This window comes from Nonomuraea terrae (genome assembly GCF_044465245.1).
In the GTDB taxonomy this organism is placed as follows: Bacteria; Actinomycetota; Actinomycetes; order Streptosporangiales; family Streptosporangiaceae; genus Nonomuraea; species Nonomuraea terrae.
The window spans coordinates 502,081-524,778 of sequence record NZ_JBITLL010000005.1 but is presented as its reverse complement, the minus strand read 5'-3'; the positions used below and the strand labels follow the sequence as shown (position 1 = coordinate 524,778).

Annotated in this window: 25 protein-coding genes and 1 pseudogene; 14 read left to right on the top strand and 12 right to left on the bottom strand. The window is 71.9% G+C overall.

The genetic code is table 11. The features are described 5' to 3' along the window. A complete protein-coding gene (locus tag ACIBP6_RS26195) occupies positions 1 to 627 on the bottom strand; it encodes a TetR/AcrR family transcriptional regulator (RefSeq protein ID WP_397056204.1) in 627 nt (208 codons plus the stop codon). Positions 628 to 676: 49 nt separating this feature from the next. Here ACIBP6_RS26195 and ACIBP6_RS26190 point away from each other — a divergent pair, with 49 nt between their 5' ends. Further along, the gene (locus ACIBP6_RS26190; RefSeq protein ID WP_397056202.1) at positions 677 to 1,627 is read left to right on the top strand and encodes an NADP-dependent oxidoreductase; all 951 of its coding nucleotides are present in this window, start codon (positions 677 to 679) and stop codon (positions 1,625 to 1,627) included. An 11-nt stretch (positions 1,628 to 1,638) separates the two neighbouring features. On the opposite strand, the gene ACIBP6_RS26185 is transcribed toward ACIBP6_RS26190, so the two are convergent. After that, on the bottom strand, positions 1,639 to 2,712 hold the full coding sequence (locus ACIBP6_RS26185) for a LacI family DNA-binding transcriptional regulator (protein ID WP_397056200.1): 1,074 nt from the start codon (positions 2,710 to 2,712) through the stop codon (positions 1,639 to 1,641). A 177-nt stretch (positions 2,713 to 2,889) separates the two neighbouring features. On the opposite strand from ACIBP6_RS26185, the gene ACIBP6_RS26180 reads away from it, so the two are divergent. After that, entirely contained in the window at positions 2,890 to 4,101 is a 1,212-nt protein-coding gene (locus tag ACIBP6_RS26180) for an ABC transporter ATP-binding protein (RefSeq protein WP_132616644.1), read from the top strand. A gap of 93 nt (positions 4,102 to 4,194) precedes the next feature. Here ACIBP6_RS26180 and ACIBP6_RS26175 read toward each other — a convergent pair whose 3' ends face one another. Then, on the bottom strand, positions 4,195 to 4,944 hold the full coding sequence (locus ACIBP6_RS26175) for an SDR family NAD(P)-dependent oxidoreductase (RefSeq protein WP_397056197.1): 750 nt from the start codon (positions 4,942 to 4,944) through the stop codon (positions 4,195 to 4,197). Between the two features lie 34 nt (positions 4,945 to 4,978). Between ACIBP6_RS26175 and ACIBP6_RS26170 the strand changes: the two genes are divergently transcribed. After that, entirely contained in the window at positions 4,979 to 6,130 is a 1,152-nt protein-coding gene (locus tag ACIBP6_RS26170; RefSeq protein WP_397056196.1) for a PQQ-dependent sugar dehydrogenase, read from the top strand. Here the strand turns inward: ACIBP6_RS26170 and ACIBP6_RS26165 are convergent. Then, positions 6,090 to 6,425 (bottom strand): carboxymuconolactone decarboxylase family protein, encoded by a 336-nt coding sequence (locus ACIBP6_RS26165; RefSeq protein ID WP_397056195.1) that lies wholly within the window; start codon positions 6,423 to 6,425, stop codon positions 6,090 to 6,092. The genes ACIBP6_RS26170 and ACIBP6_RS26165 overlap by 41 nt on opposite strands. 229 nt (positions 6,426 to 6,654) lie before the next feature. After that, positions 6,655 to 7,833 carry a TerC/Alx family metal homeostasis membrane protein gene (locus tag ACIBP6_RS26160; protein ID WP_397056193.1) on the bottom strand — a complete coding sequence of 393 codons (1,179 nt, stop codon included), beginning with the start codon at positions 7,831 to 7,833 and terminating at the stop codon, positions 6,655 to 6,657. Positions 7,834 to 8,006: 173 nt separating this feature from the next. Here ACIBP6_RS26160 and ACIBP6_RS26155 point away from each other — a divergent pair, with 173 nt between their 5' ends. Next, on the top strand, positions 8,007 to 9,113 hold the full coding sequence (locus ACIBP6_RS26155) for an NAD(P)/FAD-dependent oxidoreductase (RefSeq protein WP_397056191.1): 1,107 nt from the start codon (positions 8,007 to 8,009) through the stop codon (positions 9,111 to 9,113). A 115-nt stretch (positions 9,114 to 9,228) separates the two neighbouring features. Then, positions 9,229 to 10,245 carry a glutamine synthetase gene (gene glnII, locus ACIBP6_RS26150; protein WP_397056190.1) on the top strand — a complete coding sequence of 339 codons (1,017 nt, stop codon included), beginning with the start codon at positions 9,229 to 9,231 and terminating at the stop codon, positions 10,243 to 10,245. Between the two features lie 49 nt (positions 10,246 to 10,294). Here the strand turns inward: glnII and ACIBP6_RS26145 are convergent, their stop codons facing one another. The 4 genes from ACIBP6_RS26145 to ACIBP6_RS26130 form a co-directional block, all read right to left on the bottom strand. Next, the gene (locus ACIBP6_RS26145) at positions 10,295 to 11,833 is read right to left on the bottom strand and encodes an aldehyde dehydrogenase family protein (protein ID WP_397056188.1); all 1,539 of its coding nucleotides are present in this window, start codon (positions 11,831 to 11,833) and stop codon (positions 10,295 to 10,297) included. A gap of 70 nt (positions 11,834 to 11,903) precedes the next feature. Then, positions 11,904 to 12,800 (bottom strand): aminoglycoside phosphotransferase family protein, encoded by an 897-nt coding sequence (locus ACIBP6_RS26140; RefSeq protein WP_397056186.1) that lies wholly within the window; start codon positions 12,798 to 12,800, stop codon positions 11,904 to 11,906. A gap of 85 nt (positions 12,801 to 12,885) precedes the next feature. After that, positions 12,886 to 13,791 (bottom strand): alpha/beta fold hydrolase, encoded by a 906-nt coding sequence (locus ACIBP6_RS26135; protein ID WP_397056184.1) that lies wholly within the window; start codon positions 13,789 to 13,791, stop codon positions 12,886 to 12,888. Positions 13,792 to 13,864: 73 nt separating this feature from the next. Beyond that, a complete protein-coding gene (locus tag ACIBP6_RS26130; protein WP_397057080.1) occupies positions 13,865 to 14,125 on the bottom strand; it encodes a DUF1876 domain-containing protein in 261 nt (86 codons plus the stop codon). A 344-nt stretch (positions 14,126 to 14,469) separates the two neighbouring features. Here ACIBP6_RS26130 and ACIBP6_RS26125 point away from each other — a divergent pair, with 344 nt between their 5' ends. Further along, positions 14,470 to 15,504, top strand: a complete 1,035-nt coding sequence (locus ACIBP6_RS26125; RefSeq protein WP_397057079.1) for a DUF2716 domain-containing protein — start codon at positions 14,470 to 14,472, stop codon at positions 15,502 to 15,504. Between the two features lie 246 nt (positions 15,505 to 15,750). Continuing rightward, positions 15,751 to 16,179, top strand: a complete 429-nt coding sequence (locus ACIBP6_RS26120; protein WP_397056182.1) for a GNAT family N-acetyltransferase — start codon at positions 15,751 to 15,753, stop codon at positions 16,177 to 16,179. Here ACIBP6_RS26120 and ACIBP6_RS26115 read toward each other — a convergent pair. Both ACIBP6_RS26115 and ACIBP6_RS26110 read right to left on the bottom strand, forming a co-directional pair. Continuing rightward, on the bottom strand, positions 16,176 to 16,565 hold the full coding sequence (locus ACIBP6_RS26115) for a hypothetical protein (RefSeq protein WP_397056180.1): 390 nt from the start codon (positions 16,563 to 16,565) through the stop codon (positions 16,176 to 16,178). The two genes, ACIBP6_RS26120 and ACIBP6_RS26115, sit on opposite strands and share 4 nt — an antisense overlap. 12 nt (positions 16,566 to 16,577) lie before the next feature. Then, positions 16,578 to 16,808 carry a TetR/AcrR family transcriptional regulator gene (locus ACIBP6_RS26110; protein WP_397056178.1) on the bottom strand — a complete coding sequence of 77 codons (231 nt, stop codon included), beginning with the start codon at positions 16,806 to 16,808 and terminating at the stop codon, positions 16,578 to 16,580. Positions 16,809 to 16,868: 60 nt separating this feature from the next. Here ACIBP6_RS26110 and ACIBP6_RS26105 point away from each other — a divergent pair, with 60 nt between their 5' ends. From ACIBP6_RS26105 to ACIBP6_RS26090, 4 genes and pseudogenes are all read left to right on the top strand, one after another. Next, positions 16,869 to 17,159 (top strand): antibiotic biosynthesis monooxygenase, encoded by a 291-nt coding sequence (locus tag ACIBP6_RS26105; protein ID WP_397056176.1) that lies wholly within the window; start codon positions 16,869 to 16,871, stop codon positions 17,157 to 17,159. Between the two features lie 79 nt (positions 17,160 to 17,238). Next, positions 17,239 to 17,328 (top strand): annotated as a pseudogene (locus ACIBP6_RS26100) (hypothetical protein); the annotation flags it as partial. Positions 17,329 to 17,408: 80 nt separating this feature from the next. Continuing rightward, positions 17,409 to 17,717: a hypothetical protein gene (locus tag ACIBP6_RS26095; RefSeq protein ID WP_397057097.1), complete on the top strand. Its 309-nt coding sequence runs from the start codon at positions 17,409 to 17,411 to the stop codon at positions 17,715 to 17,717. 15 nt (positions 17,718 to 17,732) lie between these two features. Next, positions 17,733 to 18,104 carry a DoxX family protein gene (locus tag ACIBP6_RS26090; RefSeq protein WP_397056174.1) on the top strand — a complete coding sequence of 124 codons (372 nt, stop codon included), beginning with the start codon at positions 17,733 to 17,735 and terminating at the stop codon, positions 18,102 to 18,104. Positions 18,105 to 18,195: 91 nt separating this feature from the next. Here the strand turns inward: ACIBP6_RS26090 and ACIBP6_RS26085 are convergent, their stop codons facing one another. After that, positions 18,196 to 18,738: a cupin domain-containing protein gene (locus ACIBP6_RS26085; RefSeq protein ID WP_397056172.1), complete on the bottom strand. Its 543-nt coding sequence runs from the start codon at positions 18,736 to 18,738 to the stop codon at positions 18,196 to 18,198. 152 nt (positions 18,739 to 18,890) lie between these two features. Between ACIBP6_RS26085 and ACIBP6_RS26080 the strand changes: the two genes are divergently transcribed. From ACIBP6_RS26080 to ACIBP6_RS26070, 3 genes are all read left to right on the top strand, one after another. After that, complete coding sequence (locus ACIBP6_RS26080) at positions 18,891 to 20,468, top strand: alkaline phosphatase D family protein (protein ID WP_397056170.1); 1,578 nt, start codon at positions 18,891 to 18,893, stop codon at positions 20,466 to 20,468. Positions 20,469 to 20,475: 7 nt separating this feature from the next. Continuing rightward, complete coding sequence (locus ACIBP6_RS26075) at positions 20,476 to 22,125, top strand: discoidin domain-containing protein (protein ID WP_397056168.1); 1,650 nt, start codon at positions 20,476 to 20,478, stop codon at positions 22,123 to 22,125. A 67-nt stretch (positions 22,126 to 22,192) separates the two neighbouring features. After that, positions 22,193 to 22,698: SWIM zinc finger family protein (locus tag ACIBP6_RS26070; protein ID WP_397056166.1), on the top strand; the 506-nt coding region annotated here is incomplete at its 3' end.

Genomic DNA, 22,698 nt, shown 5'->3' with positions numbered 1-22,698 from the left:
CTAACGGGCGGAGAGCGGCAGCCGGACGGCCGGCGGAAGCGGCTCAGGGACGGGGTCCGCCCGGAACGACTGGATCATCAGGGCGGCGAGGCGACGCGAGGCCGCCACTCTCATCTCGGGGGACTCGGCGCGGATGCCGTCGTTGGCCATCATCGCCAGGATCATGTCCTCCAGCACGAAATCCGCCCGCAGGCCGCCCGCCTCCTTCGCCCGCCGGATGAGCACGACCAGCAGCCGCAGCGCCCGGTCGCGGTCGGCGGTGAAGTAGTCGACCGCCGGGGGAAGCCGCGAGGTGAAGGCACGGGAGAAGCCCTGGTCGAGGGCGTTCGCCTCCATGAGTTTCTCGATCACCTGGCAGAACCCGCGCCACGGGTCGGCCGCCGCCAGGCCCTCCTCGATGCTCGCCGAGCAGGTGGCCAACGACTCGGCGAAGGCCGCGCCGAACAGCGCTTCCTTGGTGGGGAAGTGCCGGTAGACGGTCGCGGGGCCCACCTGCGCGCGCCGGGCGATCTCCCTGATCGGCACGTCGAGACCCTCGGCGGCGAAGGCCGCGCGGGCGACCGCGAGGATGCGCGCGCGGTTGTCGCGGGCGTCGGAGCGCAGCTGTTGACTCACTTCGGCCGTCACCGCTCTCACTTTAGTCAAACGGACGGGGTGTTCCGCTACGGTGCGGCGCATGAGAGCTGTTCAGTTTTCCGAGTACGGACCGCCCGGCGTCGTGCATGTCGCCGAGGTCGAGGAGCCGCACGCCGGAGCGGGGAGGATCCGCGTCGCCGTACGGGCGTCCGGGATCTCGGCGGGGGAGACGTACTTCAGGTCCGGGATGCTGCGTGACGTGGTGCCGACGACGTTCCCGTACCGGACCGGGGTCGAAGCGGCGGGCGTGGTGGACGAGGTCGGCGAGGGTGTGACGGGCGTCGGCGTCGGTGACGAGGTGTTCGGCCTGACGGACCTGAGCGCGCGCGGCGCCAACGCCGACCACGCGGTCCTGGCCGCCTGGGCGCCCAAACCGGCCGCGTGGAGCTGGGAGGAGGCCGGCGGCGCCGCGGGCGGCGTCGAGACGGCCACCCGGGTCCTCGACCGGCTCGCGGTCGGCGCCGGGCACACCGTGCTGGTGCAGGGCGCGGCCGGTGCGGTGGGCACGGTCGCCGTCCAGATGGCGGTCGCCCGCGGCGCCACCGTCATCGGCACGGCCGGCGAGCACAACCACGACTTCCTGCGTTCCCTCGGCGCGGAGCCGACGACGTACGGGCCGGGGCTGGCGGAACGGGTCCGCGCGCTCGCTCCTGAGGGGGTGGACGCGGTGTTCGACTGCGCCGGAGGAGCGCTGCCCGACCTGATCGCCATCGCCGGGGACCCGTCGCGCGTGGTGACGATCGCCGACTTCGCCGCCGCGGCCCACGGCGTGCACATGTCGCAGACGGCGCTGGCCGACGAGTCGGGCGCGGCCATCGGGGCCACCGCCGACCCGCCGGCGCTGCACGGCCTCGGCATCGCGGTCGCGCTCGCCGAGCAGGGCCGGCTACGGATCCCGGTCGCGGCGGCGTTCCCGCTGACCGAGGCCGCTGCCGCGCACGAGCTGAGCGAGACCAGGCACGCCCGGGGAAAGATCGTGCTGGTGAACTGATCGGCGGCGGATCACCAGGAGCGGCGTGGGCCGCAGCTGCCGCGGACGATCAGCTCCGTGGGCAGCACCACGCCGCGCGGGCGCCGGCCGCCCGACCGCAGCACCAGCTCGGCCGCCCGGTAGCCCATGTCGCGACCCGGCTGGGCGATCACGGTCAGCGGCGGGGAGCACAGCTCAGCCCACGGCACGTCGTCGTACATGATCAGCGACACGTCCTGCGGCACCCGCAGGTCGAGCTCGCGGGCGGCGAGCACCGCCGCCTCGCCGAGCACGTTGCCGCCGGCGAGCACCGCCGACAGGTCGGGGCTGCTCTGGAACAGCCCGGAGGCGGCCGCGTACGCCGAGTCGCGGCTGCCCGTGCCGAACACGACCAGCTCCTCGTCCACCGGCTCGCCCACCGCCTCGCGGAACGCCGCCGCCCGCCGGTCGTGACCGGGCCCGCCCAGGAACGCGATGCGCCGGTGACCGAGCCCCCGCAGGTAGCGGACGGCCGTACGGATGCCGGCGCGGTCGTCGGCCACCACGGACGGCACGTCGAGCGGGCGCGACTGCGGCGCGGGCGGCAGGCCGTCGAGCAGCAGGAGGTCGTCGACCGCGCGTGCCGCGCCGTCCTCCTCCTCGGCCGACGGCACGGAGGGTGGCAGGCGGTCGGCGAAGACCACCGTCATGCCCGCCCGCAGCGCCGGTGACCAGGTCTCCGCGTCACCCGACGGCACGGCGATCAGCCGGTCGACGCTCTGCTCCAGCAGCATGCCGATGAGCTCGGCCTCCTGCTCGGGGTCGCCGCCCGTGGAGCCGAGCACGACCGGCTCGCCGGCCGCGCGGGCGCAGGCCAGCACGCCCTCGGCCAGCTGCCCGTAGAAGGTGTCGGTCAGATCGGGGACGAGCAGCCCCATGCCGCCGGTACGGCGCTGGCGCAGATTGCGCCCGAGCGCGCTGGGCCGGTAGTCGAGCTGCGCCGCGACGGCCAGGACGCGCTCCCTGGTCTGCGGGCTGGCCGAGCCGCCCGACAGCACGCGGGAGACGGTGGCGACCCCCACGCCGGCCGCCTGCGCCACATCCTTGATCGTCGCACGCCTGCTCATGGAAACGATTCCATCATGGTTCCGCGGAAACGAGAAGCAAACACCGTCACAACGGCTGGTCACATATGAACTCTTGACACCCATGTCCGTTTCCGGTGAGATGCTTGAAAACGTATCCACGTGAGTGGGGCAGGGTAAGCAACGCCGGGCCACAGCCCAGGATCGCGAAGGAATGTCATGGCATCCATCGTTCTGACGAACGTCGACAAGATCTACGCCGGTGGCGTGAAGGCCGTGAACGGGCTCAACCTTGAGATCAAGGACGGCGAGTTCATGGTGCTGGTCGGTCCTTCGGGTTGCGGTAAGTCCACCGCGCTCCGGATGATCGCGGGCCTGGAGGACATCAGCGGCGGCGAGATCTCCATCGGCGAGAAGGTGGTCAACCACCTGCCGCCGAAGGACCGCGACATCGCCATGGTCTTCCAGAACTACGCGCTCTACCCCCACATGACGGTGGAGGAGAACCTCGCCTTCGGCCTCAAGCTCCGCAAGATGCCGAAGCCGGAGATCCAGAAGCGCGTCAACGACGCCGCCAAGATGCTCGGCCTCGAGGCCTACCTCAAGCGCAAGCCGGCCGCCCTGTCCGGTGGTCAGCGCCAGCGCGTCGCCATGGGCCGCGCCATCGTCCGCGAGCCGCAGGCCTTCCTCATGGACGAGCCGCTGTCCAACCTCGACGCCAAGCTCCGCGTCTCGATGCGCGCCTCGCTCAACACGCTGCACGAGCGCCTCGGCGTCACCACCGTGTACGTCACCCACGACCAGGTCGAGGCCATGACCCTGGGCGACCGCGTCTGCGTGCTGCGCGACGGCATCCTGCAGCAGGTCGACACCCCGCAGAACCTGTTCGACAAGCCGGTCAACCTGTTCGTCGCCGGCTTCATGGGCTCGCCCGCGATGAACTTCGTCACCGCCGAGCTGGTCCGCGACGACGGCCCCGCGGTGAGCTTCGCCGACATCAAGCTGCCGATCCCCGAGTCGACCCTCACCGACAAGCCGGGCCTCGAGCAGTACATCGGCAAGAAGGTCATCCTCGGCATCCGCCCGTCCGACTTCGAGGACGCCGGCTCGGCCGGCAGCAACGCCAACGGCTGGGCCACCCTGCCGGTCAAGGCGGAGGTCACCGAGGAGCTGGGCTCTGAGATCAACGTGCTGTTCCTCGTCGACGCCCCGCCGGTCGAGCACAAGGACACCGTCGCCGCCGCCGACACGGGCGACGACGAGGAGGCGGCGCTGCCGCTGACGGGCGACAAGTCGCTGTGGACCGCCCGCGTCAACGCCCGCAGCCACGTGCGCCCCGGCCAGAACATCGACCTGGTCCTCGACACGCACAACCTGCACTTCTTCGACCCGGAGAGCGGCCTGGCCATCGGCCACGAGGCCAACCGCTGACCCCTGGTTCCCGGCCGTGAGCCCCGCTCACGGCCGCCCGGGCCCCCACCGCGACCCCCTCCCGCGGCGGGGGCCCTTCCTTCTGCCGGGGCTTCAGCGGCCGATCCGCGACGCCACCAGGGCCTGCAACCGGCGGGGCACGAAACGGCCGACGGCGACGACGGCCTTGTAGCGCGGGTCGGGGATCGACACCCGCTTGCCCACCGCCAGGTCGCGCATCGCGGCGCGTACGACGTCGTCGGCCTGCAGCCAGAGGAAACCGGGGATGGAGGAGGAGTCGATGGCGGCCCGCTCGTGGAACTCGGTGCGCACGAAACCCGGGCAGAGCGCCATGATCCGGATGCGCGGGTTGCGGATCTCGGCGGCGGCCGACTCGCTGAAGTTGACCACCCACGCCTTCGAGGCGCTGTAGGTGCCGCGCGGGAAGAACGCCGCCACCGACGCCACGTTGACGATCGCGCCCCGGCCGCGCCGGCGCATGCCGGGCAGCACCGCCAGCGTCAGCCGCAGCACGGCCTCGCAATGAAGCTTCAGCATGCGCTGCTCGTCGGCGACGGGCACGTCGGGGAAGCGGCCGGGGTGGCCGAAGCCGGCGTTGTTCACCAGCAGGTCGACGCCGTCGCGCAGCCGCGCCTCGACGGCGGCCAGGCCCTCCTCGGTGGCCAGGTCGGCGGGCAGCACCTCCACGCTCACGCCGTACCGGAGCTTGAGCTGCTCGGCGGCTCCTTCCAGGCGGGACTCCTCGCGTGCCACGAGGACGAGGGAGAACGCGTCGGCGGCCAGGCGCCGGGCGAAGGCGGCGCCGAGACCGGCGGTCGCGCCGGTGATCAGTGCGGTAGGCATGTTCGCACCTTAACGTTCATGGCAGGATGGCGGGATGACCGGTGTGCGCCTCACCGCGGCCGTGCTGCTTCTCGTGGCCCTCACCGCCTGTTCCCCCGACCAGCCGTCCGCCGCGTCGGCGAGCCCGGCCCCGTCGGCGAGTGCTGCCGCGACTCCCACCGGGAGCGCCCCGCCCGAGCGCGGCCGGCTGCGCTTCCGCGAGATCGCCCGGTTGGAGCAGCCCGTGGCCTTCGCCGTGCGCACGGGCGACGACCGCCTCTACGTCGTCGAGCAGACCGGGCGGCTGCGCACCTCCGAGGGCGACACCGTGATCGACCTGTCCGGGGAGGTCAGCACCGGCAACGAGCAGGGGCTGCTCGGCGTCGTCTTCCACCCGACCGGCCGCTGGGTCTACCTCGACTGGACCGATGCCCAGGGCCACACCCACGTCACCGAGTGGGCCTACGACGGCATCAGGGCGACCGCCCGGCGCGACGTGCTCACCCAGGAGCAGCCGTACGCCAACCACAACGGCGGCCAGCTCGCGTTCGGCCCTGACGGCCACCTCTACATCGCCCTCGGCGACGGCGGCAGCGCGGGCGACCCGCAGGGCAACGCCCAGGACCTCGGCACGCTGCTCGGCAAGATCCTGCGCATCGACCCGCGCGGCGAGCCGTACGAGATCCCCGAGGACAACCCGTTCGTCGGACGGGAGGGGGCGCGCCCGGAGATCTGGGCGTACGGGCTGCGCAACCCCTGGCGGTTCACCTTCGACCGCGAGAGCGGCGATCTGTGGATCGGCGACGTCGGCCAGAACGCCTGGGAAGAGGTCAACCGCCAGCCCGCCGGGTCCGAGGGCGGCGAGAACTACGGCTGGAACCTGCGCGAGGGCGAGCGCCCCTACCGCGGCGGCGGCGAGGGCCGTGACCTGGTCGACCCGGTGATCACCTACCCGCTGGGCGAGGGCGGCAACTGCTCCGTGATCGCCGGCCCCGTCTACCGCGGCCGCCAGATCCCCTGGCTGCGCGGACACTTCCTGTACGGCGACTTCTGCGCCGGCTGGATCAGGGCCGCGCCCGTCGACGACATCGCGGACGCGGCCGAGGCCGGCGAGGTCGAGCAGCTCTCGTCGTTCGGCGAGGGGCCCGACGGCGAGATCTACGCGCTCAGCCTGCAGGGTCCGCTGTATCGGATCGAGCCCGCCTGACCCGCTCGAGCAGCGTCTCCACCTGGTCGTTCAGCTTCGAGCCCCGGGCCCAGCCGGCGTAGTGGGTGAGGAAGACCACCACCTCCCGCAGCTCGGTCTCGGTCAGCTCGCCGGCTCGCAGCGCCGTGTCGAGATGGACGTCGGTGAGCTCGTGGAGTCCCTGTCCGACCAGCAGCCCGATGAGGAGCAGGCGGCGTTCCCTGACCGTCAGCACCGACCGCGACCACACGTCGGCGAAAAGGCGCTCGGCCGTGATGCCGAAGGAGTCGACGGTCTCCATGGCGGGTTCTGTCATTGTTCGCTCCGGTTATCGGAAGGGACGCTCATATCTTTCGCTACCCCTTGAGTTGACCTCATGGAGGTTGCATGAAGGTTGTGGCGGAGCACCACGGACCTCGGCGCGTACGCAGAACCCCGTGTGGAACGAGCAAAACCAAGGTGGAGCCGAGATTTGGGCAAGATTCACCACTTTACCTGGCACGGATTCACCGTGAAACACGACAGAACCACTCGGTCGGTACGCCTCACGCGTGGTTGCGGTCGTGCTCCTCGTGAGCGCGGCGGAGCAGGGCCATCAGCTTCTCCTCCTCGCGGATGCGCCGCCGGTACTTCTCCGGCAGCCGGCGCAGCTGGGCCTCCTCGGCGAGCAGCCGGCGGAAGATCTCCTCGCGCACTTCCGGGTCGCGCTCCACGTCCAGGTACTCCTGGGCGTGCCGGCGCGCCGCCGACACCGTGTTCTGCGCCCGGCCCTTGGCGCTGACCAGCGAGCCCACCACGGTGATCACCAGCACCGAGAGAATCACCAGCAGGGACAGGCCGGTGCTGATCTCGATGACCGGCACGGGGTCGCCGTCGTTGATGAACGGCACGTTGTTCTCGTGCAGCGCGTGCAGGATCAGCTTGACCCCGATGAAGCCCAGGATGATCGCCAGTCCGTACGTCAGGTAGATCAGCCGGTCCAGCAGCCCGTCGATGAGGAAGTAGAGCTGCCGGAGCCCGAGCAGCGAGAAGGCGGTGGCGGTGAAGACGAGGTAGACGTTCTGGGTCAGGCCGAAGATGGCCGGGATCGAGTCGAGGGCGAACATGATGTCGGTGCCGCCGATGGCGATCATGACGAGCGGCATCGGCGTCATCACCCGCTTGCCGTTCACCAGGGTGGACAGCCGGTCGCCGTCGTACTCGTCGGTGGTGCGCAGCCGCTTGCGGGCGAAGCGGATCAGGAAGTTGTCGGGGGTGTGGCTCTCCTCGCTCTCCGGTTTGAACAGGTTGCCCGCCGTGATCAGCAGGATGAGGCCGAAGAGGTAGAACACCCACGAGAACAGGCTGATCAGCGCCGCCCCGATCAGGATGAACGCCGTCCGCGCCAGCAGCGACAGCGTGATGCCGAACAGCAGCACCTTCTGCTGTTCGGCGCGCGGGACCTTGAAACTGGAGATGATGACGAGGAAGACGAACAGGTTGTCCACCGACAACGCCTTCTCCGTCACGTACCCGGCGAAATACTCCGCGCCCGGGGCGTGGCCGCCGAACCACCAGACGCCCACGCCGAACAGCAGCGCGACGCCCACGTAGAGCGCGGACCAGACCGACGCCTCGCGCAGCGTGGGCACATGCGCCTTGCGTACGTGGAAGACGAAGTCGAACAGCAGCAGGCCGACGATCGCCACGATCGTCAGCGCCCACACGGCGGCGGATACGTCCACTCCAGGCTCCATGCGCGAGCCGTCGTGGGGGGTGGCGACTGCTGGCGGCGCTCACTCGTTGCCGACGGTTGTCGTCGCAGGTGGTACCCCGTCTGCAAGGCCCCAAGCGGCCTGCCGCCCGGCTCGCCGGTTACAGTGGGCCGCGTCACCGGGGAGATCACAGGAGGGCCGTCGTGTCACGCCACCGCGTCATCGTCATCGGAGCCGGCATCGCGGGCGCGAGCGCCGCGTTCGCCCTGGCCCGCCGCGGAGCGGACGTCACGATCGCCGACCCCGGCCTGGACGGGCAGGCCACGCAGGCGAGCGCCGGCATCATCGCGCCGTGGGCCTCCTCGTCGCAGGGCCCCTTCTACGACCTGTACGCGGCAGGCGCGGCCTACTATCCGCAGGTCATCGCGCTGCTGGCGGAGGCGGGCGTGGAGCGTACCGACTACCGCCGCACCGGCGCCCTGATCGTGCACGCCGACCCCGCCCGGCTCGACGAGGAGCAGGCCCGCGCCGAGGCGCGCGCCCGCGCGGCCGGCGACGTCGCGGGCGAGGTGAGCCGTCTCGGCGGCGACGACGTCCGTGCGCTGGTGCCGGTGCTGGCGCCCGACCTGGAAGGCGTGTTCATCTCGGGCGGCGCCCGGGTGGACGGGCGGACGATGCGCGACGCGCTGCTCACGGGGGCCGAGCGCCACGGCGCGCGGCGGCTGCCCGACCGGGCCCGCCTGCTGCCGCGCCCGCACGGCGCGCCCCGCGTCGAGGCAGGCTCGCAGGTCCTGGAGGCCGACGACGTGGTGGTGGCCGCGGGCGCCTGGGCCGGCGACCTGCTGGCACCCCTGGGCCTGCGCCCGGCGGTCGAGCCGCAGCGCGGCCAGATCACCCACCTGCGCGTCGAGGGTGTCGACACGAGCGGCTGGCCGTCGGTCTTGCCGCTGTCCCACCACTACCTGGTGGCCTTCGACGACTCGCGGGTGGTGGTCGGGGCGACCAGGGAGACGGGCAGCGGGTTCGACCCCCGGGTGACGGCCCGCGGCCAGTGGGAGGTGCTGTCGGACGCGTTCGGCATCGCGCCCGGCCTGGCCGACGCCACGCTGATCGAGACCCGGGTCGGGCTGCGGCCGCTGCCCTCCGGCGGGCTGCCCGTCGTGGGCGCGCTGCCGCGGACGCCGGGGGTGCACGTGGTGACCGGGTTCGGGGCGGCGGGCCTGACCATGGCGCCCTTCACGGGCGACGCCCTGGCGCGCGCGATCCTCGACGGCGAGACTCCGGCCGAGCTGGCCCCCTTCGCGCCGTGACCTGCCGGAAACCTTTCCCGGCGGTCCTTAACACGGCGTTCACATGCGAGCAAAAGCTGGGAAACGGCTGTCCATAAGACTCGGCGTGGCTGAGAAGGACGCTGAAAGGACCGCCGTGTACAAGGCTGAGTACATCTGGATCGACGGCACCGAGCCCACGGCTCTGCTGCGCTCGAAGACCAAGATCCTGGTCGACGGAGCCGAGCCTCCGGTGTGGGGCTTCGACGGCTCCAGCACCAACCAGGCCGAGGGGCACTCGTCGGACCGCGTGCTCCGCCCGGTCTTCACCTGCCCCGACCCGATCCGCGGCGGTGACAACGTCCTCGTGCTGTGCGAGGTCGAGGAGATCAACGGCGACCCCCACGTCAGCAACACCCGCGCCCTGCTGCGCCCGATCGCCGAGCAGTACGCCGAGCAGGACTCGTGGTTCGGCATCGAGCAGGAGTACACGTTCTTCAAGGGCAGCCGCCCGCTCGGCTTCCCCGACGGCGGCTTCCCCGCCCCGCAGGGCCCCTACTACTGCGGTGTCGGCGCCGACGCCATCTTCGGCCGCGAGATCGTCGAGCTCCACCTCGACCGCTGCCTCGCCGCCGGCCTCAAGCTCTCCGGCATCAACGCCGAGGTCATGCCCGGCCAGTGGGAGTTCCAGGTCGGCCCGGCCGGCCCGCTCGAGGTCGCCGACCACCTGTGGGTCGCCCGCTACCTGCTCTACCGGACCGCCGAGGAGTTCGGCGTCGAGGCCACCCTCGACCCCAAGCCCGCCCGCGGCGACTGGAACGGCGCCGGCGCGCACACCAACTTCTCCACCCGCGCCATGCGCGAGGGCTACGACGCCATCATCACCGCCTGCGAGGCGCTCGGTGAGGGCGACAAGCCGATGGAGCACATCACCCAGTACGGCGTCGGCGTCGAGTCCCGCCTCACCGGCGCCCACGAGACCGCCCCGTGGAACAAGTACAGCTACGGCGTCTCCCACCGCGGCGCCTCGGTGCGCATCCCGTGGCAGGTCGAGGTGGACAAGAAGGGCTACATCGAAGACCGCCGTCCCAACGCCAACGTCGACCCGTACGTCGTCACCCGCCTGCTGGTGAACACGTGTTGCGCGGCGCTGGAGAAGGCCGGCCAGGTCTGATCCAGAGCTTCAGGAGAACGGGGCCCCGGCGCGGGGCCCCGTTCTTGCGTCATGCCAGGCGGAAGTCCAGGTCAGGGACGATCTCCGCGACGTCCATCTGCGCCTTCTGCAGGCGCCCGGAGTGGTCCCAGTTCATCGCCTGCCAGCGGGTGAACTGGTCGAGCACCCACATGCCCGACTGGCGGCTGCCGTTGCCCGACTTGCCGTTGCCGCCGAACGGCAGGTGCGCCTCCGCGCCCGAGGTGGAGTTGTTGACGCTGACCATGCCGGCCGAGACGCCCTCACGGAAGCGGAAGGCGTTCTTCGCGTCGGTCGTGTAGATGGAGCTCGACAGGCCGTAGCCGGGCAGGTTGGCCAGCTCGATCGCCTCGTCGAGAGTCCGGAACGCGGTGACGCCCACGATCGGGCCGAACGTCTCCTCCATGAAGATCCGGTCGCCGGGCCGGACGCCGTCGACGACGACCGGGTGGTAGTACAGTCCCTCGCCACCGTCGAAGCCGCCGCGCGGGTTGTCCTTCGTGATGCGCCCGACGCTGCCGGTCACGACCGTGTGGTGGGGCTGGATCCAGGTCAGGTACTCCTCGTACCGCTCGGCGAACTTCTGGTCGAGCAGCGGCCCGGCCAGCACGTCCTGCGTGGGGTCGCCGATCTCGGCCTCGCGCACCGCCCGCGCGAACCGCTCCAGGAACGCGTCACGGACGCTTTCGTGCACGATGACCGTGCCGAGGCTCGTGCAGCGCTGCCCAGCCGTGCCGAAGCCGGAGAACAGCGCGCCCTCGACGGCCAGGTCGAGGTCGGCGTCCGGCATGATCACCATCGGGTTCTTGCCGCCCAGCTCCAGGCAGGCCGACTGCAGGTGACGCCCGGTCAGCTCGCCGATCTTGCGGCCGACCTCGCTGGAGCCGGTGAAGCCGACCTTCTGCACGCTGCCCTCGCCCAGCGCCTTGTCCAGGCCGCCGAACGTCTCGGCCCCGTCGGCGAAGACGATGTTCAGCACGCCGTCGGGCAGGCCCGCCGCGGTGAACAGCCGGAACATGGCGTGCGCGGAGGCCGCGGCGTACTCGGCGGGCTTCCAGACGACGGCGTTCCCGCACAGCAGGGCCGGGACCAGGTACCACGACGGCACGGCCACCGGGAAGTTGCCCGCGGTCACGACCGCCGCGACGCCGACCGGGGTGCGGAAGGTGAACAGGTTTTTGTCGGGCATCTCCGACGGGACCGTCTGCCCGTACAGGCGGCGGCCCTCGCCGAGGAAGAAGTCGCAGGTGTCCACGATCTCGCGCACCTCGCCGAGCGCCTCGGCGTACGGCTTGCCGATCTCCTCGGTCACCAGCCGGGCCAGCCGCTCGGCGTTCGCCTCGACCAGCCGGCCGATGGAGGCGATCACCCGGCCGCGCACCGGCGCGGGCACCTTGGCCCACTCGCGCTGCGCCTCCTTGGCCGTACGGCAGGCGGCGGCGAACGTGTCAGCGTCCGCCAGCCCGACCCGCGCCACGACCTCGCCCGTGCGGGCGGGATTGACGGATTCGTACGTGGCCGCGGCCTCCGCGTCCTTGCCACCCACGATGGAAACGATCTGACGGCTCACCGGTGTCCTCCTCATAGTTCCTTCGGACAGACAACCATCCTGCCGGAGAAAACCCAAGAAGACGGCTGCGTCAGGACGTCAGCACGGCGTCGATGACGTGGCGGGCGTTGGCCGCGAACGCCGGGTTGGTCTCCTGGTAGTAGGGCAGCGCGATGAGGGCGATCGACAGGGCCCGGCCGCGCCCGCGTTCCCACATGGCGTCGTCGGCGCCGAGCGCCGTGCGGAAGACCTCACGGCCCCGCGGCGGGAGCAGGTTCCACGCGACGATGAGGTCGCAGGCGGGATCGCCCACGCCCGCGGTCGCGAAGTCGATCACCCCGGTCAGCCGCCCGCCCGCGACCAGCAGGTTTCCCGGCATGAGGTCGGCATGCACCCACACGGGCGGGCCGTCCCAGCCGGGGGCGCGCAGGGCCGACTCCCACGCCTCGGTCGCCGCCGCCGTGTCGATCAGCCCGTCGAGCTCGCCGATGGCCTTTCTGGTGCCCGCGTCGAGGTTGGCCGGCGGGCCGCCGCGGTAGGCCGGAGGCGCGTCGGGAAGGTCGATCCGCCGGAACGCCGCGACGAACGCGGCCAGATCCGCCGCGAGGCCCTCCGGGTCGGCCACCTGGCCTTCCTCGGGGTTCTCGCCGTCGATCCACCGGCACACCGACCACGGCCACGGGAAACCCTCGCCCGGCGTTCCCGCGCCGAGCACCTCGGGGATCGGCACGGGCAGCAGCGGCGCCAGCCGGGCGAGCCAGCTCTGCTCCTTGCCGACGTCCGCGACGCCCCACTCGACGCGCGGCAGGCGGACGGACAGGTCGTCGCCGAGCCGGAACACCGCGTTGACCGTGCCGGGGGAGGGACACGGCTCGATGGGCAGATCCGCCCATCGGGGGAATTGCGCCGCCAGGAGCCGGCGGACGAGGCCGGTCTCGATGACGGCCTCGCCGGCGTGCATGGTGCCCATGGATGCCTTTCTCGTCATCGAAGCGAGAGCAATACCATCGGCTGCCGACATGTGACGTCAAACGAATTACCGGCTCCGGCGCGGGACGTGCTCTTCCCCGGCGTCAGCCTGTGTGGCGCAGGATCAGTTCGGCGACCCGGCGGGGCAGACCGGGGGACAGCAGCGAGTGGCCCATGCCGTCGATCGGCTCCAGGCGCGCCCGCGGGATCGCGGCGGCCAGCGCCTCGCCGTGGGAGAGAGGGCGCAGCGGGTCGGCCGTCCCGTGGACGACCAGGGCCGGGGCCTTGATCGAGGACAGCGGCACCAGCCGGTCCTCGGTCATCTTCCGCCCGGCCAGGTCGTGGTTGGCCGCCGCCGCGGGGTTCGCCGTGCGGTCGTGGCCCTCCTCGGCCAGGCGCCGCGCCGCCCGCTCGTCGAACGGCAGGACGCCGCCGTTCAGCGCTCGCCAGGTCTCCACTCCCGCCGCGACGGCCTCCTCCCGGGTGGCCGGCGGCGTCGCGGCGGCACGCAGGAAGTGCTGGAGCAGGTACGGCGCGGGCGGCGGCAGGTCGTCCGGGTCGGGCTCCTCGCCGGCCATCGCCCGCGCCCAGGCCGGCCCGGCGTCGGCGCCCATCGGCCCGGTCATGATCGCGGTCAGCGTGTCGACCCGCTCCGGGCGGTGCGCGGCCAGCCACTGGGCGATCGCGCCGCCCAGCGACGCCCCGGCGACGTGAGCGGAGGCGACGCCGTACGCGTCGAGCACCGCGAGGGCGTCACCCGCCATGTCGGCCAGCGTGTACGGGTGTGCGGCGAAGTCGACGCAGTCGGAGCGGCCGGTGTCGCGGTGGTCGTACCGCATCACCTGCCGGCCGCCGGCCACGAGGGTCTCGACGAGTTCGTCCGGCCACCCGATGCCGGGCGTGGACGTGCCCATGATCAACAGCACCACCGGATCGGCGGGGTCGCCGAACCTCTCCGTCCACAGCCGCAGATTCTCAGAGGTGATGAATTTCCCTTCACTAATCGCCATGGGCATAAAAATAGCGAAATTCCGCTGCCTTATTCATAAAATGCGGAATTTCGCTTTTTGTGGTATAATCAAGTCACCATGAACGGACGTCGAATTCGGCGGATTCGGCGATGTCGTGTTTCGTGATGACCGCCAGCTTGCCCGCCAGATCGGCCAGCGCCCGCGAGACGGCAAGCTCGTCGCCGATCTCCGGCACTGACGGATCGGCCGGGTTCCGCTTGGCATGGCCGGTGCCGATCACGCGGTCCTTGCCCGTGGCCAGCGTGGCTCGCGCCCGGGTGTCGTCACCGTCCTCGTCGAGGTGGACGCGTACCGTCCAGTCCTTGGCCTGCATGTCCACCACCCCCTTTCCAGCAGGCTGCCCGCCCGGCGGCCGCTAAACCCGCGTACGGCCGCTAGGTTGCCGGGCGTGGAAGAGTACGAGACGCAGGTGCGCGGCCGGGTTCCCCGCTTCCCGCCGCTCGGCGCGGTCATCGAGCGCGACGGCCCGGTGGTCAGGACCCACTACGGCACCCACGGGAGCGTGGACCACGGCGACCTCGGCGACGCCGACCTGGCGGATCTCGTCCGGCGGCAGCTGGAGGCGTTCGCGGCCCGGTGCGAGCCGGTGGAGTGGCGCGTGCACGACACCGACACGGGCCTGGCCGAGTGCCTGGCCGAGGCGGGGTTCACGGCCGGATGGGAACGCCCGGTCCTCGTCATGGACCTCGACCAGGTCCGCGACGTGCGGGCCCCCGGCCACCGGATCCGCCTGCTGGGCGCCGCGGAGACCAGAAGCGTCGAGCGGGTCCGGCGACTGGCCGCCCGTACCGGGCCGCACCGCAGGCCGTTCCCCGAGATGGAGGCCGACGGCGGCCTCACGGCCGTCGGGACCCGGATCCACGTCGTGGAGTCCGACGCTCGGATCCTGGACGCGGCCTGGGCCGAGCGCGTCGGCGACACCGGCTTCCTGGCCATCGGCGGGATGACCGGCTTTCATCCGGAGTTCCTGGGCGAGTGGGCGCGCTGGGCCGTATACCGGCCCCACTGGGCGCCCGCCTATCGGCCGGTCGATCTCGACCTGCGCCACCTTCTCGCCGAGGCCGCCGGAGAGATGCGGGACGTCCTCACGGGCGCCGGCTTCCGCGAGATCGCCACCGTCCGCTCGTACCACTGGACGCCGCCCTGTGCTCCCGCCCGCGAACGCGCGGTACGGCAGCTGATCTCCGAACCCGAGCACGACGACCTGTGGGATCGCTGCTACGAACAGTTCCGCTTCCAGCCGAGCATCGACACCTGTCCGGGCGTCACGGAGCCGCCGCGTCGGTCACCTGGCACCTCGGCACCGGCCACGCCATCGCCGGCGAGCTGGACCGCCTCGTCAGGCGCGGCCTGCTCGCCTGCGTCCGCCCGGACGAGCCCCTCTACTTCCTCGACTGGAACCACCAGGGCTACCGCTTCGACCCCCATCGCGTGGGCGGCCCCGGCCGGCCCTTCTGGCCGGGCACGGCGTACCCGGACGGCGACTACTACCTGTACGTGACCGCCGACCTGCGCCTCGGCACGTTCGGCCACCCGTGGGAGGAGTCGTTGTGCGTCTTCGGCGCCGACCTGCTGGCCGAGGTGGAGGCCGGCCTCACCGCGTTGCTCGGCCCGGTGATGCGTCGCGGCGGACGCAATGCCGGCGACATCTGGACGATCGGCCCCGACGGCGTCACTCGCGTACGACCCTGACGGTCTTACGGACCAGCCGCCCATTCGCGACGTCACCCACGTGGACCGGCTCCGGTTCGGGCTCGGGGGGCTTCGGCTGGCGGGTCATCGGCGGTTCGCGGCCGAGTCCATCCCCTTCGGGTCGGCCGCCTCAGTCACGACCACTTCTCCTCTGTTGCGGAAAGTGGCCGGCCAGGTGGTGAAGTCGGCCGAAGGTCATGGTGATATCGCGTTGCCTTCCGGCGTGGGCGCGCGCAGGCTTTGACCGTGACGGTCAGGGACGCTTTCGACATCGTGCCGTTCGACTCCCCGCACGCGGACGGTGTGTCGGCGCTCGCGCGGGCGGAAGGCTGGCCGACGTTCTCCGATCCCGGCCGCGTACGTCGTCTGTTCGCCGCTCCCGGCGTGGTGGGCCTGGTCGCGGTGCATCACGTCGACGTCGTGGGCGCCGCCCATCTGCTGACCGACGGGCACCACGGCTATCTGACCTTCCTCGCCGTCTCGGCCGGCAGGCGCCGGGACGGGATCGGGCGGCGCTTGGTCGAGGAGGCGTTCGAGGCCACCGGGGCCGAGCGGATCGACCTGCTGTCGACCCCTGAGGCCGAGCCCTTCTACCGGCGGCTGCCCCACCGTGAGATGCCCGGGTTCCGCGTCTTCCCCGAGTGGATGCGGCCGCATCCCGGCCCCGGCCTCTAGTCCGAGCAGAGCTGGGTGCGCAGCGTCCGGTGGGCCCAGCGTTCCCAGCGCTCGCGCGGCCACGTGCGCTCGTGGACGAGCAGCAGGAACAGCTCCGGGCTGAGCAGGCCGTACAGCAGGTCGGCGGCTTCCTCCACCGACACCTCCGCCCGCGCGCAGAGCTTGCCGGTGAGAGCTTCGGCCGCCCTTCGCTGGACGACGTCGTGCGGATCGACGTCGTGCGGCCACAGCGTGGCGACCTCCGGATCGCTCGCCGCCGCCGCGTTCAGCGTCTTGCCGATCGGGGCGACCCGTTCCAGGACCGACGCCGTGCCGGCGACGTAGGCGGTCAGCATGTCCTGGGCGGTGCCGGCGGCCAGGGCGTCGACGTACCACGGCCGGTCCATCGTGGCGACCGGCTAGTCGTCGCCATCGATCGTGACGTCGACCAGCTCCTTCAGCAGGGCCCGCTTGTTGCCGAGGACGAAGTAGATCGTCTGCATCGCGACCCCGGCTCGGCCGGCGATGTCCTGAAGGTTCGTCGCGCCGTAGCCGTCCCGCAGGAACAGTTCGAGTGCCGCCTCCCTGATGCGTCGCCGCGTCTCCTGCGCCTCCTGAGCCCGTCTGTTCGGCCACTTGACATCGGTCATGGCTAGAGTCTATCTCTAGATTCATTCACTAGAAGCGAACTCTAGAGACGAGGTTTAGCAATGTCGGTCATCACCGTCACCCGCTTCCACGCCGACCCCGCCGACGCCGACCGGCTCCGCGCCCGGCACACCGCCCTGGTCGCCGCCACGAGGGCGGTCGTTCCCGGACTGACCGAGGCCCGGCTCGGGCGGATCGACGACGACACCTGGGTGGGCGTATGGCGCTGGGATTCGGCCGCAGACCTGCGGGCGGCTCGCGCGGCCGTGCCAGGGAACGCCGCGGCCGCCGCGGCCTTCTCGCTGACCCGCGACGCCGCGGTGGAGGACATCGAGGTCCTGGACGAGCACTGACCCGCGGTCCCGGCCCTCACCAGGGCCGGGACGCTCCACCCGAGGAGATGACACGATCGAGATCGAAGCGTTGACGAAGGTGTACGGGCCGGCGCGGGCAGCGTCCCTCGACGAGGTGTCCCTGTACGTTCCCCGCGGGTCGGTCTTCGGCTTCCTGGGCCCCAACGGCGCGGGGAAGACCACCACCATCAAGATGCTGGCCGGACTGATCACCCCGACTCGGGCCGGGTCCGGCTGGGCGGCTACGACGTGGCCGGCAGCGTTCGAGAGATCACCACCCAGCTGCCGGTGGCGGTCTACGCCATCACCGGTGGCATGCTCGTCGCAGCCATGCCCGACGCGATCGCCTTCCTCAGTCGGCTGGTGGTTCCCATCGCGCCCGGCATCGAGGCGATGCGCGACATCCTGCTCGGCGGGCACGCGCTCGTCTCTCTGCCGACCGGATGGGGGCTCGGGTGGCTGCCGGCCCAGCCGCTGCTCATCACGGCCGCCGGAGTGGTCCTGTTCAACCGGTTCGAACGCCTTGCCCGCCGCCGCGGCACTCTCGGCCGCCCGTAGCAAAGGAAGATCGACGTGAATGTGCTTCTGTGGGTGCTCCAAGCCGTCCTTGCGGCCGTCTTCGGCCTGGCCGGGGCGATGAAGTCCACCCAGCCCAGGGAGCGGCTACGCCCCGTGCTGGCCTGGGTGGAGGACTTCAGCCCCGCCCAGGTCCGGCTGATCGGTGTGGTGGAGCTGCTCGCCGCGCTCGGCCTGGTCCTCCCCGCCGCCACGGGCGTCGCCCCGGTCCTCACCCCGCTGGCCGCCGCCGGTCTGGCCATCACCATGATCGGAGCCGCCGTCACACACGCCCGCCGCGCAGAACCGCCGGCCATCGCCGTCAACGTGGTGCTGTTCGTGGCGGCCGTTGCCGTCGCCTGGGGCCGCTTCGGCCCGTACACCTTCTGACCGGCCCGGGCCGCGCGCCCGGCCATCCGGTCGTCCGGCCCGCCTGGGCGACCGGACTCATGCGCCGCCATGACGGAGGAAGGGGGACGGGTCAGGCGGTGAAGTCGGCGAAGTCGAAGCCGGGGGAGACGATGCAGCTGACCAGGACGGGTTCGTCCGCGGCGGGGCGGGCCGACTGCCAGACGCCGGCGGGGACGATGGCCTGCGGCACCTCGCCGTGCTCCACGTCCTGGCCCAGGGTGACGGTGGCGTCGCCGACGGTCAGGCTCAGCGGGCCGCCGCGGTGCCACAACCACAGCTCCGTCGAGCGCACCGTGTGCGGGACGGACTCCTCGCCCGGGTTGAGCAGGAAGTAGATGGCGGTGGCGCTCGCGCGCGGGCCCGGGTACCCGTCGGGCCGGAAGGTCACCGGCGACCTCCAGGTCTCGCGGAACCAGCCGCCCTCCGGGTGGGGCAGCAGGTCGAGGGCCTCGGCGACCGGCGGGCGCTCGACGAACGCGACCGGCTTGCCGGTGACATCCCTGCGCAGGAACCGGCCGTCGAGGACGAGCTGGCCCTCCAGCGTGCCGGCCAGCGCCGCCGCCTCGTCCGCTACCTGGATGGACGGCCCGTCGGGGTAGATCCGCAGTTCCACGTTCGGGATTGTACGGCGACAGAGCCGGCACGAGCTCTCCCGGGGTCCCTGGCCGGATGCATTCACCTGTCGTACGATCACTGGCTTTTACCCGTTCATCGCCCCATGAGTGGATGTCCGGCGATCCGACCGAACGAATGAGGCAAGACCAGGTGAAACCCGAACTTTGGCGGCCGCTGCTCAGCGGCACCGCCTCCAGGCGACAACTCTTCGCGTACGCGGCGGGCGTCGCCGGGGTCGTGGCGCTGGCCCAGGTGCCAGGCTCCGCGAACGACCCGGCGCCCCCGCTGCGCGCGAACCCGTTCACCTTAGGCGTCTCCTCAGGAGACCCCCGGCCCGACGGCATCGTGTTGTGGACCAGGCTGGCCACCGAGCCGCTGGCCGACGACGGCTCCGGCGGCATGCCGCCGGAGCCCGTGCCGGTCCGGTGGGAGATCGCCGAGGACGACCGCATGCGCCGCGTCGTCCGCAAGGGCGTGGCCACCGCCCGTCCCGAGCTGGCCCACTCCGTGCACGTGGAGGTGAAGGGGCTGCGTCCGGGACGTGAGTACTGGTACCGCTTCACGGCGGGCGGCGAGACCAGCATGACCGGCCGCACCAAGACCGCGCCCGACCCCCGCTGGAACACCGAGGTGGCCTTCGCGTACGCCTCCTGCCAGCAGTGGGAGTCCGGCTTCTACACCGCCTACCGCGACATGGCGGCCCAGGACCTCGACCTGGTCGGCCACCTCGGCGACTACATCTACGAGCTGGGCATCGGCGCCACCGGCGGCGTGCGCCGGACGCCGCTGTCGGCCGCGCACAACGCGCCTACGATGACGCTGTCGCAGTACCGTCTGCGCTACGCGCTCACCAACTCCGACCCCGACCTGCAGGCGGCCCGCGCCGCCGCGCCGTGGTTCGTGACGCTGGACGACCACGACGTCGAGGACAACTGGGGCAGCGACCTGTCGCCGACCGGCGGCTCCCCGGAGAACTTCCTGCGCCGCCGCGCCGCCGCCTTCCGCGCCGCGTTCGAGAACCAGCCCATGCGGCCCTCGACCCTGCCCACCGGCCCCGACATGTCGATTTACCAGCGCATCCGGTACGGCGGCCTGGCCACGTTCCACGTGCTGGACGAGCGGCAGTTCCGCAGCCCGGCCGACGTCAACGCCCGCCTGGACCCGGCCCGCACCATGCTCGGCGCGCAGCAGGAGGCCTGGCTGCTGGACGGCCTGGGCCGCTCCCGCAGCACCTGGAACATCATGGCCAACCAGGTGATGATGTTCCAGCTCGACCGGCTCACCGACCCCGGCCTGCAGCAGCTCAACCCCGACACCTGGGACGGTTACGCCGCCGGCCGCGACCGCCTGTGGGCCGGCATCGCCGAGCGCGGGGTCTCCAACCCGGTCGTCATCACCGGCGACGCGCACGTCAACTGCGCCGCCGAGCTCAAGGCCGACTACGCGAACCCCGACGCGCGGACCGTGGGCGTCGAGTTCCTCGGCACCTCGATCACCTCGGGCGGCGACGGCTCCGACATGACGGCGGGCGGCACCGAGTGGCTGGCGTCCAACCCGCACCTGAAGTTCTTCAACAGCCAGCGCGGCTACATCCGCTGCCGCGTCGCCAAGGACACCATGCGGGCCGACTACGTGGTCGTGGACAAGGTCACCACGCCCGGGGGCACCGCGTCGGTGCGCAGGTCGTTCGTCGTCGAGTCGGGCCGGCCCGCCCTCCAGGACGCGTGAGGCTCCCATGAGACGATCCGTGATCCTCGCCGCCGCGGCGGCGCTCCTCCCGCTCGGCGTCGTGCCCGCGGCCGCCGCCACCAGCTCCCGCGAGCTGCCCAGGACGCCCGCCGGCCAGGTGCTCGTGGTGCACGCCAACCTCCAGGACTCGGTACGCCCGGCCGACGCCGCCGACACCACCGACCTGGACAACTTCGCCGAGCGGCTGGCCGCGAAGCTGCCCGCCGCACCCGACGCGCTCGTGCTCAACGAGATCCTCGGGCCGGGCGCCCGCCGCCTGGCCGCCAGCCTGAGCAAGGCGACCGGCTACCGGTACCGGGCGGAGGTGTCGGGCGAGCGCACGGCGTTCCAGCCCGACGGCTCCGTCCGCGAGACGGCGATCATCCTGAACTCCGACACCATGACCGCGGCCGGGCCGTCCGGCTACGAGCGCGTCCAGGACGAGGACCAGGCGTACACCGGTGCCGCCAGGCGCGACGGGTCGCTGCGGGCGCCGCTGCTCGCCGTGCACCCGGGCGCCGACCCGGCCACCGCGACCCCGGCGTTCACCGCGCTGGCCGCGGCCAGGTTCCCGCAGGTTCCCGGCCAGGCGCAGGTGACCGTGCTGGGCGGCGACTTCAGGAACGCCCGGTGCGCCGTGCCGGCCGAGGACCAGGCCGTCGGCTGCGCGCCCCAGGCGTTCTGGTCCGAGCTGACCGGGGCCAAGGCGTACAGCGACGCCCTGTTCGACAAGTCGGACACGCAGAGCCGCAGCCACAGCGGGTACGTGTTGGCCCGCGGCGACGTGCTGGCGGCCGGGCTGGACACCGCCTACGACGCCGACCTGCCCGACCGGGCGGCCTGCAAGGCGGCCTTCGACGCGGGGCGACCCCGCTCGGCGCCCGGGGAGTGCCGTACGGCCTACTACGCCGACGTGCCGTTCGGGTGGGCCCTGCTCGCGCCGGGCCGGCCGGTGCAGCAGACGGTGACGCCCGGCCGGATCGCGCTGGACCACTGCGAGCTGGCCACCCGGCGCGCCGAGGTGGCCGTCCGGGTGGTCAACAACACCGGCGAGGCCGTCTCCAGGACCGTCACGGTGACGGCCGCCGCGCCGCTCACCGCGAACCCGGCCGAGAGCTCCCTGGACGTCCCCGCCGGTCAGGGGGCGACCGGCGCCGTCACGGTCACCGCGCCCCGCGACACGCCTCCCGGCGAGCACGAGATCACGGTGCGGGTCGGCGACGAGGTCACGAAGGTGCCGGTCACCGTCACCGAGACGTGCACGGAGCCCGCGGTGTTCGCCACCAGCTTCCACCCCGGGCGCGAGCCGGAGTTCGCCGTGGACGGCGACATCGCCACCTTCTGGCACTCGGAGTACTCCCCGCCGCACCCGCTGCCGCAGTCGATCACGCTCAACCTGGGCGAGGTCAAGCAGGTGAGAGAGGTGAACTACCAGCCGCGGTTCGACGGCAACCTCAACGGCACGATCCTGGACTACCGGGTGTACGTCAGCACCGACGGTGAGACCTTCACCCAGGTCGCGACCGGCACGTGGGCGACGGACGCGCGCCGGAAGACGGCCTCGTTCGACCCGGTGGACGCCCGTTACGTCCGGCTGGAGTCCACGCGTTCCAGCGGCGGCTCGTACGCGTCCGTGGCGGAGGTAGGCGCAGAATGATCCCGCTGGGTCCGAGATGTCCCGGACCCGGCGCGAAATGTCGGTCGACCTGGCTAGTCTGCGGCAGGTGATCGAACGGTGGAGCCGTGACCAGGTGCTCGCCCTCGCCCCCGACGCCTCGTCCCAGAAGGCCGCCCAGGGGGTGGCGGCGCCCGCCAAGTGGTCGTTGCGCGGCACGACGGGCACGGTGCTCTACGGCGCGTGCAAGGGCAGCGGGGCCAAGCCCTACCTGGCCTGCGTCGATGTGAGCGAGCCCGCGTACCGGTGCAGCTGCCCCAGCCGGAAGTTCCCCTGCAAACACGCGCTCGGCCTGCTGCTCCTGTGGTCGGCCGACGGGGCGCCCGAGGAGGAGGCCGCGCCGGAGTGGGTGACCGAGTGGGTCGAGGCCCGCGCCGGACGCGCCGCCAAGGCCGCGGCCCGCGTCGAAGCCGCCCGCGCGGAGGCGGCGAAGGCCGCCCGGCCCTCATCGGGTGCCGACGCGGCGGCTCATGGCGACGCTGGGTCTGACGGTGCTGGGTCTGACGGTGCTGGTTCAGACGGTGCTGGGTCTGACGGTGCTGGTTCAGACGGTGC

What these genes read in the sequence shown, in the direction of transcription:
- ACIBP6_RS26190 (WP_397056202.1), top strand. Translation starts at nt 677, where the DNA reads ATGAGAGCTGTTCAGTTTTCCGAGTACGGACCGCCCGGCGTCGTGCAT.
- ACIBP6_RS26185 (WP_397056200.1), bottom strand. Translation starts at nt 2,712, where the DNA reads ATGAGCAGGCGTGCGACGATCAAGGATGTGGCGCAGGCGGCCGGCGTG.
- ACIBP6_RS26180 (WP_132616644.1), top strand. Translation starts at nt 2,890, where the DNA reads ATGGCATCCATCGTTCTGACGAACGTCGACAAGATCTACGCCGGTGGC.
- ACIBP6_RS26175 (WP_397056197.1), bottom strand. Translation starts at nt 4,944, where the DNA reads ATGCCTACCGCACTGATCACCGGCGCGACCGCCGGTCTCGGCGCCGCC.
- ACIBP6_RS26170 (WP_397056196.1), top strand. Translation starts at nt 4,979, where the DNA reads ATGACCGGTGTGCGCCTCACCGCGGCCGTGCTGCTTCTCGTGGCCCTC.
- ACIBP6_RS26165 (WP_397056195.1), bottom strand. Translation starts at nt 6,425, where the DNA reads ATGACAGAACCCGCCATGGAGACCGTCGACTCCTTCGGCATCACGGCC.
- ACIBP6_RS26140 (WP_397056186.1), bottom strand. Translation starts at nt 12,800, where the DNA reads ATGACGAGAAAGGCATCCATGGGCACCATGCACGCCGGCGAGGCCGTC.
- ACIBP6_RS26135 (WP_397056184.1), bottom strand. Translation starts at nt 13,791, where the DNA reads ATGGCGATTAGTGAAGGGAAATTCATCACCTCTGAGAATCTGCGGCTG.
- ACIBP6_RS26130 (WP_397057080.1), bottom strand. Translation starts at nt 14,125, where the DNA reads ATGCAGGCCAAGGACTGGACGGTACGCGTCCACCTCGACGAGGACGGT.
- ACIBP6_RS26125 (WP_397057079.1), top strand. Translation starts at nt 14,470, where the DNA reads ATGGGAACGCCCGGTCCTCGTCATGGACCTCGACCAGGTCCGCGACGT.
- ACIBP6_RS26115 (WP_397056180.1), bottom strand. Translation starts at nt 16,565, where the DNA reads ATGGACCGGCCGTGGTACGTCGACGCCCTGGCCGCCGGCACCGCCCAG.
- ACIBP6_RS26110 (WP_397056178.1), bottom strand. Translation starts at nt 16,808, where the DNA reads ATGACCGATGTCAAGTGGCCGAACAGACGGGCTCAGGAGGCGCAGGAG.
- ACIBP6_RS26105 (WP_397056176.1), top strand. Translation starts at nt 16,869, where the DNA reads ATGTCGGTCATCACCGTCACCCGCTTCCACGCCGACCCCGCCGACGCC.
- ACIBP6_RS26075 (WP_397056168.1), top strand. Translation starts at nt 20,476, where the DNA reads ATGAGACGATCCGTGATCCTCGCCGCCGCGGCGGCGCTCCTCCCGCTC.